General features: G+C 71.3%; 7 protein-coding genes and 1 pseudogene. All 8 read right to left on the bottom strand.

Annotation, left to right across the window (positions count from 1 at the left end):
• Positions 1-84: 84 nt before the first annotated feature.
• A pseudogene (locus ABZ281_RS20495) lies at positions 85-423 on the bottom strand (zf-HC2 domain-containing protein); the annotation flags it as partial.
• A 47-nt stretch (positions 424-470) separates the two neighbouring features.
• The gene (locus ABZ281_RS20500; protein WP_010039908.1) at positions 471-992 is read right to left on the bottom strand and encodes a sigma-70 family RNA polymerase sigma factor; all 522 of its coding nucleotides are present in this window, start codon (positions 990-992) and stop codon (positions 471-473) included.
• 351 nt (positions 993-1,343) lie between these two features.
• Complete coding sequence (locus ABZ281_RS20505) at positions 1,344-1,937, bottom strand: ABATE domain-containing protein (RefSeq protein ID WP_356657409.1); 594 nt, start codon at positions 1,935-1,937, stop codon at positions 1,344-1,346.
• A gap of 946 nt (positions 1,938-2,883) precedes the next feature.
• On the bottom strand, positions 2,884-4,035 hold the full coding sequence (locus ABZ281_RS20510; RefSeq protein WP_356657411.1) for a uroporphyrinogen-III synthase: 1,152 nt from the start codon (positions 4,033-4,035) through the stop codon (positions 2,884-2,886).
• Between the two features lie 116 nt (positions 4,036-4,151).
• Positions 4,152-5,540, bottom strand: coding sequence for a nitrate/nitrite transporter (locus tag ABZ281_RS20515; RefSeq protein ID WP_356657413.1), 1,389 nt, complete (start codon positions 5,538-5,540; stop codon positions 4,152-4,154).
• Positions 5,541-5,729: 189 nt separating this feature from the next.
• Positions 5,730-6,656, bottom strand: a complete 927-nt coding sequence (locus ABZ281_RS20520) for a hypothetical protein (protein ID WP_356657415.1) — start codon at positions 6,654-6,656, stop codon at positions 5,730-5,732.
• A gap of 85 nt (positions 6,657-6,741) precedes the next feature.
• Positions 6,742-7,935, bottom strand: coding sequence for an acyltransferase (locus tag ABZ281_RS20525; protein ID WP_356657417.1), 1,194 nt, complete (start codon positions 7,933-7,935; stop codon positions 6,742-6,744).
• Positions 7,932-10,121 carry a bifunctional polysaccharide deacetylase/glycosyltransferase family 2 protein gene (locus tag ABZ281_RS20530; protein ID WP_356657419.1) on the bottom strand — a complete coding sequence of 730 codons (2,190 nt, stop codon included), beginning with the start codon at positions 10,119-10,121 and terminating at the stop codon, positions 7,932-7,934. The genes ABZ281_RS20525 and ABZ281_RS20530 overlap by 4 nt, the downstream gene beginning before the upstream one ends.
• Positions 10,122-10,671: the final 550 nt, after the last annotated feature.

The following is a 10,671-nucleotide window of genomic DNA, read 5'->3' on the forward strand; positions in this document are numbered from 1 at the left end:
CCACCGGCATTACCGAACCCCCCGATCTCTCTGCTCTTGCCCCGAGGCGACCCGACCCCGGCGGCCGCCCCGACCGCGGCTCCGCAGCGCCCCGGCCGCGGCCACCATGTAGAAGCTGCGGCGGCGCTTCTGGGCGCGGCGGTCGGCGACCTCGTCGACCAGCTTCTCCACCAGACGCGGCCGGGGCTTCGCGGACAGCGACTCGCCGATCGCGGGGGTGCTGCCGGAGCCGGGCAGATCGGCGAGGGCGGCGAACATCGGCTCCATGCCGGCCAGTTCGTCGAGCTGCTGAGCGCACCATTCGCAGGTCGCGAGGTGGGCTTCGAAAGCGGTTGCCTCGGCGTCGTCGAGGATGCCGAGGGCGTAGGCGCCGACGGTCTCGTGCTCATTCGGCACCGGGGACTCCTGCATGGGACCAGACATACCCACGCCTCCCGTACCGAATCCCTGGTTACCCCCGTAAACACTCATCACGCCGTCACCCCCCGCTCCTCCAGTGCCAGCTTCATCGAACGCAGGGCGTAGAACACCCTGGAGCGGACGGTTCCGCTGGGTATGCCCAAGGTCTCGGCAGCCTCATTGACGGTACGCCCCTTGAAGTACGTCTCGACGAGCACCTCCCGGTGGGCAGGGGTCAGGTCGTCGAGTGCGTCCGAGAGAGTCATCAGCCACAGCGCCTTGTCGATCTCGTCCTCCGCGGGGATGACCTCCAGCGGCGACGGGTCGACCTCCTGCGGCCGGGCCTGCCGGCTGCGGTGGCCGTCGATGACGATGCGCCGGGCGACCGTCACCAGCCAGGGGCGTACCGATCCGGTCGCTCGATTGAGCTGACCGGCGTTCTTCCAGGCACGGATGAGCGTCTCCTGCACGACGTCCTCGGCGCGCTGCCGGTCTCCGGCGACCAGGCGCAGGACATACGCAAGCAGAGGTCCGGCGTGTTCGCGATAGAGCGCACGCATCAACTCCTCGTCGGGTTCCGAGGGCTGGGACATGCGATGTCGGGCCCTCGGTGCTCGTTCATTGGCCACGACGGAATCCTTGCGCACGCCCACCTCCGATGTCCGGGGGTTCCCCCAGTCGGTCGCTCCACATGCCGTACGGATGCGAGCGGTTGGGCGTTCAAAGAGACCCGGCAGATTTCTTCGGGATGACGTGACGAGCGGGACATGGAGTCACATTCCCACCCTGCGTTCTTCACATTTCCGCCACATCGACAAGATCAAGCCACGCCTCCCCTACGGTGGCGTAGGTAAACGGCATGTAATCGAAATCACTTCGACGCCGGGGTCGCAGAAGTCGCATTTAGGACAGGGGAATTGAGTGCACGGACCACTCAATTCCGTTTACGCGCGGGCGAGTGCCGCGCGGCGGCGGTGCCGGGCGACGCGTTCGCGGTTCCCGCAGACCTCACTGGAGCACCAGCGCCTCCTGCGTCCCCGGGACGTGTCGAGGTACACGATGGGGCAGTTGTCCCCCTCGCACTGGCGCAGGGCCGCGCGGGCGACGGGGTCGGTCAGCAGGTCCAGGGCGTCCCGGGCGACGGCCGCGAGCAGGGCGGCGCAGCCGGGCGGGCCGTCCAACCGCCGCAGCAGCTGGCCGTCTTCGCCGCGGACCGCGCGCGGGGCCGGGGGCGCGGTGCGGGCCAGGTCGTTGACCCGGGCGAGGGCGAGGTCGTACGTCGCGACTCCCGGCCTCGGTCGGCAGCGCACCAACCGGTCGACCTGGGAGCGCAGTGCGCGGAAGGCCAGCAGCCAGCCGGTGTCGGCGTGGGCCAGGTCGGTGTCCGCGGGGACGAGTCCGGAGCCGGTGATCCAGGCGCGCAGCACGTCCACGGAGTCGAGCCGTTCCTCCGGGTGCGTGGTGGAGAGCAGGTCCAGGCAGATCCGCCCGGCGTCGAACCGCAGCTCGTAGGGGGCCGTGGCCGTACCCAGTGCCATGTGCCTGTCACCGCCTAGGGTTCACCCCGGTCGCGGGGGCTTCGGTGAGACGCGTCGCGTGGGACACCGACGAGAGGGCCGGTGGGCCGCTCCCTCTTACAGTGCCTGCCCGCTACGACGCCGAAAACCCCTCGCGCACACCTCGCCGCGCCGGACTCCGGTACGGAACGCCCGTTCCGGCCACACCCGCGGCGAGCGGCGGGCCTGGGCCGGGTCCGGACGAGGCGTCCCGCCTGGGCCGGGGGCGCGCAGGGCGCCACGGCCCGGGCCGTGGGGCCGCGCATGGCGTCCCGCGTCGGCCGCCGGAACCAGGGCCCGACAGCCGGGCCCGCCCCAGAAGCCTTCCACGAGGTCACGCTCCGGCGGGGATCCCACAGGGCATCCCGCTCTGGTGACGATCGCTCCAGCGGCAGACCTCTCGTCGGAGACCCCCCCCCCGAGGCCGTCCCCGGCGGCCGAACCCCCGCGGCACGCCCCCCTCAGGCCGCGAGCTTCACGCTCCGGCGGCCAAGCCCCGCCCGCACAGAACCGCGACGTCACGCAGCCGTCGGGCACCCGTGGGCGCCCCACCCGCGCCCTCGGCAACGCCAGGACCCGGACTCTCGTCCGACATCCCCCGACGAGGTCATCCCCGACGGCCGAACCCCCCGCCGCACGCCCCCTCAGGCCGCGAGCTTCACGCTCCGGCGGCCAGGCCCCGCCGCACAGAACCGCGACGTCACGCAGCCGTCGGGCACCCGTGGAACGCCGCGCCCGCGTCGGCAACACCCGACGCAAGGACCTTCGTAACGCACGGTGCCCGGGTCTCCGCCAGACCCCTCCACCGGCACCACGCTCCAGTCGGACCCGCACGCAGTGCCTTGGCCGCCCCACCGACGACAGGCAGCGCGCCCCGGCTGACGACGGGGCAAAGGATGTCGCGATCCGGCTCAACCCCCGGACGTACTCACGCGTCCGCGTATTTCGTTTCCGCGCTCGGGTCCAGGGCCAGGCGGTAGCCCCGTTTGACCACCGTCTGGATCAGCTTCGGCGTGCCGAGGGCCGTGCGGAGGCGGGCCATGGCGGTTTCCACCGCGTGCTCGTCGCGGCCGGAGCCGGGCAGGGCGCGCAGGAGGTCCGCGCGGGCGACGACCCAGCCGGGGCGGTGGGACAGGGCGCGCAACAGGGACATGCCGGCGGGCGGCACCGGCTTGAGATCGCCGTCGACCAGGACGGCGTGGCCCCGGATCTCCACGCGGTGCCCGGCGACGGGGAAGGAGCGTGCCCGCGCGGGGAGTTCCTGGCACAGGAGCTGGACCAGAGGACCGAGCCGGAAGCGTTCGGGCTGGATCGTGTCAATGCCGCGGGATTGCAGAGGGAGGGCGGTGACCGGGCCGACGCAGGCCGGAAGGACGTCGTGGCTCAGCGCCGCCAGGACCTCGTCGAGCAGCCCGCGGTCCTTCGCCCGGGAGAGGAGCGAGGCCGCGGCCGGGGCACTGGTAAAGGTGACCGCGTCCAGGGCCCGGGCGACCGTCGCGTCCAGCAGACGGTCGACCGGAGTGAGGTCCTCCGGCGGCATCCAGCGGTAGACGGGCACCCCGAGCACCTCGGCCCCGCCCGCCCGCAGCGCCTCCACGAACCCGGGCAGCGGCTCACCGTGCAGCTGGATCGCGATCCGCAGACCGTCGACGCCCTCCTCCAGCAGCCGGTCCAACACCTCCGCCATGGACTCCGACGACGGCGACCACTCCTCCGTCAGCCCGGCGGCCCGCACCGCGCCCTTGACCTTCGGCCCGCGCGCCATGATCCGTACGCCGCCCAGCCGGGACAGCAGCTCTTCCCCGAGCCCCCAGCCGTCCGCGGCCTCGACCCAGCCCCGGAACCCGATCGCGGTCGTGGCGACGACGATGTCCGGCGCCTGCTCGATGATCTCCTTCGTCGCGGCCAGCAGCTCGCTGTCGTCGGCGAGCGGCACGATCCGCAGGGCGGGGGCGTGCAGGACGGCGGCACCGCGTCGCTGCAGCAGCACCCCGAGCTCATCGGCCCGGCGCGCGGCCGTCACACCCACGGTGAAACCCGCCAGGGGCCCGTGGTCCGGTCGCTGTTCTTCCTCGTACATGGCTCTCGTCCCGCATCCAGTCGTCGTACTTCGTGGGTACGGCGTACCTACATGCCGATCGAGCCTGTCAACGGCTCGTGACAGGCCCGGATCGGCGTGATGTCGCTGGTGTTACGTCACACCTCGGCGTAGCTGAGCTGCGGCTTCGCCTCGGTCGCCGAGCTGGCGTGGGTCTCCGAGGCGGCCGGGCGGCGAAGGTATACGGCCCAGGTGACCACGAAGCAGACGCCGTAGTAGGCGAGGAAGGCGATGAAGGCGCCGGTTCCGGAGCCGACGGTGAGGAAGGACTGGCGCAGCGACAGGTTGATGCCGAGGCCACCGAGGGCGCCCACCGCGCCGATGAGGGACATGGAGGCGCCGGACAGCCGGCGGGCGTAGACCGCCGCGCCCTCACCGGTCATTCCCTTGGCCGCGGCCTTGGCGCGGTAGATGCCGGGGATCATCTTGTACGTGGAGCCGTTGCCGACGCCGGTGAGGATGAAGAGGGCGATGAACCCGCCGATGAACAGCGGCAGGGACTCCTGCACCGACGCGGTGACGATGACTGCGGTGGCGACGGCCATGAGCCCGAAGTTCCACAGCGTGACCTTGGCACCGCCGATCCGGTCGGCGAGCTGCCCGCCGATGGGCCGGATCACCGAGCCCAGCAGCGGACCGATGAAGGTGAGGGCGGCCGCCTGCAGCGGCGTGCGGCCGAACTGGTTCGTCAGCACGAGTCCGAAGGCGAAGCTGTAGCCGATGAACGAGCCGAAGGTGCCGATGTAGAGGAAGGACATGATCCAGGTGTGTCCCTCCTTCAGAGCCTCCTTGGCCGCCCCGGTGTCGTTGCGCACCGGCGCGAGGTTGTCCATGTAGCGGGCGCTCAGCACGGTCGCCAGGATGATGAGCGGAATGTAGATCGCCAGCAGGAGACGGGGGTGGCCGGCGCCGACGAGCCCGATGACCAGCAGACCCAGCAGCTGGACGACCGCGACGCCGATGTTTCCGCCGCCCGCGTTCATGCCGAGGGCCCAGCCCTTGAGACGCAGCGGGTAGAAGTTGTTGATGTTGGTCATGGACGAGGCGAAGTTCGCCCCGCCCACACCGGTGAGGACCGCGACCAGCATGAAGGTGGAGTACGAGGTGCCGGGCTCCATCACGAACAGCAGCGCCGTGCTCGGCGCCAGCAGCAGACCCGCGCTGAAGATGGTCCAGTTCCGGCCACCGAAGCGGGCGACAGCGAAGCCGTAGGGCACCCGCAGGCAGGCGCCGACCAGGGAGGCAACGGCGACGAGGAAGAACTTGCCGGCGGGGTCGATGCCGTACTCGGGGCCCATGAACAGGGCGAGGACCGAGAACATGCTCCATACGGAGAATCCGATGTGCTCGGAGATCACCGAGTAGGTCAGGTTCCGGCGGGCGATGTGCTTGCCCTCCGACTCCCAGAAGGTCTCGTCCTCGGGATCCCACTGCTCGATCCAGCGAGACCCCTTGGGGGTTGTACTGACGGGGGTCGGGGCTGTCATCTCAGGCCTCCACGGTTCTCCGGGCTCAGGTCGCACTGCCAGTGGCTGGTCACGAAGGTAGGGAGGGCTCGTTTCCGGGCTGTGGCACCGGATGACCGGAAGGGGAATTTGCTCTCACCCGGCGGAGAGGGCGGATGAGAGGTCGTGTGGGTCGCCCCCTGCTCAAGAGCGGGACAGGGGGCGGGGGCGTCAGCGCTGCGGGGGCTGCCAGTGCGGGTTCTGCTGGGGGTGCGGCGGCTGGGCGCCCTGCTGGGGGTAGGGCTGCGGCTGTCCGTACGGCGGCTGAGGCTGCTGCGGCGCGGCGTACGGGCCCGGGGGCTGGGGCGCGCTGTGGGGCCCCGGGGTGGGCTGGTGGCCGTACGGGGCCGGGGCGGAGAGCTGCCCCGGGTAGGGGCCGGCGGCCGGGGCGGAGGGCTGCCCCGGGTAGGGGCCGGGGGCCTGCCGGCCGTAGGGTCCGGCGGCGAAGGGGGTCCCCTGGCCGGGCATCTGCCCTGGAATCTGGCCCGCATGCTGCCCCGGAATCTGCGCACCCGGTGGCAGATACCGCACCCGACCGCCCTCATCACTGATCGGCGTGAACCCGGCAGCCTGGAGCCGGGCCGCGAACTTGGCGTTGCGCTTGCGCGTCACCACCAGGCCGATGCCGAAGATCGCCATGAGCAGCAGCCACACCACACCGGCCGCGACGAAGTCGGTGGACTCGCCCCCGAATCGGAAGGCGAGGATCACACAGCCGACGGAGACACCCAGGGCCCCGTACCCCATGCGCTTCTCGGCGTTCTTGCCGGTGAGGTCGAAGTTGATGCGGGCCTTGAGGAGTTCGAAGGCGTCGGGCACGAGCGGCGGCAGGGAGACGCCGTCGGCCGCGTCGGGGTACTGCGCCCAGTTCTGCCCGGCCCGGGCCCGGGCCTGCGGGCTCGGATCGGGCAGGATCAGCATGGTGAGCGCGCCGTTGCGGCCGCTGCTCTGGCGTACGTCGGCGTACTCGTAGCCGAACTGCTGGGCGACGAAGGCCAGCCGGGCGAGCTTCTTCACGGACGCCATCGGGCTGGTGAGCTCGACCGGTTCCCCGCTCGCCATCAACCGCAGCATCTTCTTCATCTGCCGCTTACTCATCCCACCGCTCCCCCGGGCCACTTTCGTTCACAAGCGCAACCCGTGCAGTTTTCCACACCGGTGAGGCCCGGGGGAACGGGGTCCGTCAGGCGCGCCTCCGGCCCCCGCGGGCCTTCGCCGGGGCTTCCCCCGTCGGCCACAGCCGCGGCCTCTGCTTGGCCGCCAGGTCCTCCGCCCAGCCGAAGGCCAGGATGCAGCAGCCGATGAGGATCCAGGCCAGGACCAGCACCGGCCAGATGCTCTCCAGCAGCCCGGGCACGTTCTGCTCCAGCACGGGGAAGCCCCACAGCCGGTCCCACAGGGTGGCGCCGATCAGGATGCAGGTGTTGTGCCACAGGTAGATGGTCACGGCCCGGGAGTTGAGCAGCGTGATCGTCCCCGCGAGGAGGCGCAGCCGGCGTGGCCACTCGGACCAGGACGGGCTGAGGTGCAGCAGCAGGACCACCGTGCCGAAGGACCACAGGGCCTGGGCGAGCGGCATGCTGTCCAGGTCGTTGCCGGTGCCGAAGTCGTGGTGCAGGGCGTACCAGAGGCCGGCCAGCGAGATGACGGGTGCGACGGACGGCACGATGTAGCGCGGTAGCCGCTTCAGGATGCCCTCCTGGTGGGCCATGCCGAGGATCCAGCAGGCACCGAAGGTGGAGAAGTCCGTGAGCGCCGAGGGGATCCGCTCGCCGGGCAGCGTGATCCAGCCCTGCTCGAAAGCGACGGCCAGGGCGACCGGCATGAAGATCGTGAGGGCCGGCAGGACGCGCAGGGCCTTCAGCAGCACCGGGGACAGCAGGACGTACCAGAGGTAGGCGCGGATGTACCACAGCGGGCCCGCGAGGTCCGCGGCCCAGTTCTCGCCGATGAAGCCGTGGACGCCGGGCAGCCCCTCCGCGTAGGGCGGGTCGCTGAGCGGGACGATCCAGAAGGCCAGGTGGAGCAGCCACCAGCCCGGGTGCCCGTCCTCGTCCGGGCCCCAGCCCTGGAGGACCATGGCGGTGACGCCGACGACGCCGAGCAGCCACAGCGGGGGCAGCAGCCGCCGCATCCGGCCGCGGATCACCTGCACGGCCGGGCGCTTCAGCGAGCGGGCCATGAGGTTCCCGGCGAGCGCGAACATCACGCCCATGGACGGGAACACCAGCGGCAGCCAGGCCCAGCCCGTCAGGTGGTACAGCACGACACGGAACAGGGCGAGGGCGCGCAGCAGGTCGAAGTACCGGTCGCGGCCGGGCTTCTTGACGGCGGTCGGCTCCTGCCGCGGAGCCTCGGTGACGGGAGCGGTGGTCATCCGACCGGCCTCCCGTCCATCGCCCGGGGTGCGGGCGTTCCGCCCCCGGGCAGGCCCACCGCGCCCGTGCGCCGCAGCTTCTGCCAGCGCAGCCGGCCGCCGGTGAGGGCGGTGATCCAGGACTGGAGCAGGACGACGTACATGAGCTGGCGGTAGAGGATCTGCTGGAGCGGGAGTGAGATGAGGTGGGTCATGCGTTCCTTGTCCAGGTGGAACGCGTAGGCCGCGCACACCCCTTGTACCGCGAGAACGCCCAGCCAGGCGCCGATGGTCTTCTCCGTGGGGCCGAACACCAGCCCGTACAGCAGGAACACGTCGATCAGCGGGGCCAGCAGCGGCGCCACGACCATGAACATCGAGACCAGGGGCATGCCCACCCGGCCGAAGCGGCCCGAGGGCCCCCGCTCGACGAGGGACCGGCGGTGCTTCCAGACGGCCTGCATGGTGCCGTACGACCAGCGGTAGCGCTGGGACCACAGCTGCTGGACGGACTCCGGGGCCTCGGTCCAGGCGACGGCCTTCTCGGCGTACACCACGTGCCAGCCGTCGCGGTGCATGGCCATGGTGATGTCGGTGTCCTCGGCGAGCGTGTCGTCGCTCATGCCGCCGACGCGTTCCAGTGCGCTGCGCCGGAACGCCCCGACCGCGCCGGGGATGGTGGGCATGCAGCGCAGCACGTCGTACATGCGGCGGTCGAGGTTGAAGCCCATCACGTACTCGATGTGCTGCCACGCGCCGATGAGCGAGTCGCGGTTGCCGACCTTGGCGTTGCCCGCGACGGCGCCGACGCGCGGATCGCCGAAGGGCTGCACGAGTTCGCGGACGGTCGTCGGTTCGAAGACCGTGTCGCCGTCCATCATCACGATCAGGTCGTACTTGGCGTTGGCGATGCCCCGGTTGAGGGCGGCGGGCTTGCCCGCGTTGAGCTGGCGGACGACGCGTACGCCGGGCAGGTCGAGGTTCTCGACGATGCGGGCGGTGCCGTCGCTGGAGCCGTCGTCGATGACCAGCACTTCGATGGGGTGGTCACCGGCGACGAGGGAACGGACCGTCTGCTCGATGCACTTGGCCTCGTTGTAGGCGGGCACGAGGACGGAGACCGGTTCCGTGATCGGGTCGCCCCAGCGGAAGCCGCGCCGCCGCACCCGGCGGGCGTGCGCCACGGAGAGGATCAGCATCAGCCCGAGACGGCCGAAGACCAGCACGCCGACGACGGCGAGGCCGGCGACGAGCACCCCGGTCACCTTCTCCGAGGCCTGCACCAGGAACACCCACGCGTCACCCTTCAGCGTCTCCAGCCCGGCGACCGGGGTGTGCGCGCTGGGGGCGTCGAGGGCGGCGGTGAGGGTGTGGAAGCGGTAGCCCTCGTCCGTCAGCCCGGAGACGTACCGGTCGAGGGCGGCCACGGTCTGGGAGCGGTCACCACCGGAGTCGTGCATCAGCACGATGGCACCGTGGCCCTTCTTCGGCGTGGCGTTGCGGATGATCTGCTCGGCCCCGGGCCTGCGCCAGTCCTCGCTGTCGGTGTCGTTGACGATGGTGATGTAGCCCTTGCTGCCGATGTACTCGGTGACCGGCCAGGTGTTGTTGTCCATGTTCTGGGCGAACGACGAGTAGGGCGGGCGGAACAGCGAGGTGCGGATGCCGGCGGCACCGGCGAGCGCGAGCTGGTTCTGCGACAGCTCCCAGTCGACCCGGCTCTTGCTCTGCAGGGACAGGTCGGGGTGGTTGAAGGTGTGCAGCCCGATCTCGTGGCCCTCGTCGACCATGCGCTGGACGAGGTCCGGGTAGCGGGAGGCCATGGTGCCGGTGATGAAGAAGACGGCGTGGGCGTCGTGCTTCTTCAGCACGTCGAGGACCTTGGGCGTCCACATCGGGTCGGGACCGTCGTCGAACGTCAGCACCAGCTCGTGGTCCGGGAGGTCCAGGCTGGTCGCCTTCCCGCTGCGGGTGTCGATGACCGGGCCGCCCTTGAGGATGTCCTTCGGGACGCGGTCGTTCGCGGCGGGCGGTCCGACGCGGTGGTCGGCGAGGATCTCGCTGTGCACGTATCCGCGCAGCATGAGCATCGCGCCCAGCGCGACGAGTACGAGGAGGGGCAGCAACAGACGCATGGGCAGGCGTCGGCGCCTGGAGCCGCCAGGGGCTCGGGACGCGCGCCCGGAACGGCGAGTACGGGATGCCATGGGTGGTGGTACTCCGGGTGGTGCGGGATGGGGTGGTGGTACGGGGACGGGGCGGGCGGACGGTGTGGCGGGGACGGGCCCGGTCGGCGGGACATCGCGGTTGCGTGTCCGCTGCGCCGTCGGCTGGTCGGCCGGAGCGGCCGACCCCGACCGGGAGGCGCCCCCGCCACCCCGGAAGGCCCGGCTTCCTCCGACCGACTGTCGGGGTGCAAAGCGTCTGGCCGGGTTGGGCGGTGGTCTGGTGCCCGACCGAACGAACGGACGATGCGGTGCCCGGCCGGACGAGCGGTGATGCAGTGCCCGACCGAACGAACGAACGATGCGGTGCCCAGCCGGACGAGCGGTGATGCAGTGCCTGACCGGATGGGCCTGGTACGGCGCCCCCCCAGCGGTGGGCGCCGCTTTCTCGACGCGGTCCGGGCAGCGCCGCGGATCAGGCGGCGACGCGGTCTAAGCGGCGGCGGGCGTCTCGGCGACGGGCTGCGGCTCGGCCGGGCCCTCCGCGACCGTGCCGCCGTCGCCGCCGGTGCCCGTCGTCTCCGTGGGCGAG

This window comes from Streptomyces sp. NPDC006265 (assembly GCF_040613555.1).
In the GTDB taxonomy this organism is placed as follows: domain Bacteria; phylum Actinomycetota; class Actinomycetes; order Streptomycetales; family Streptomycetaceae; genus Streptomyces.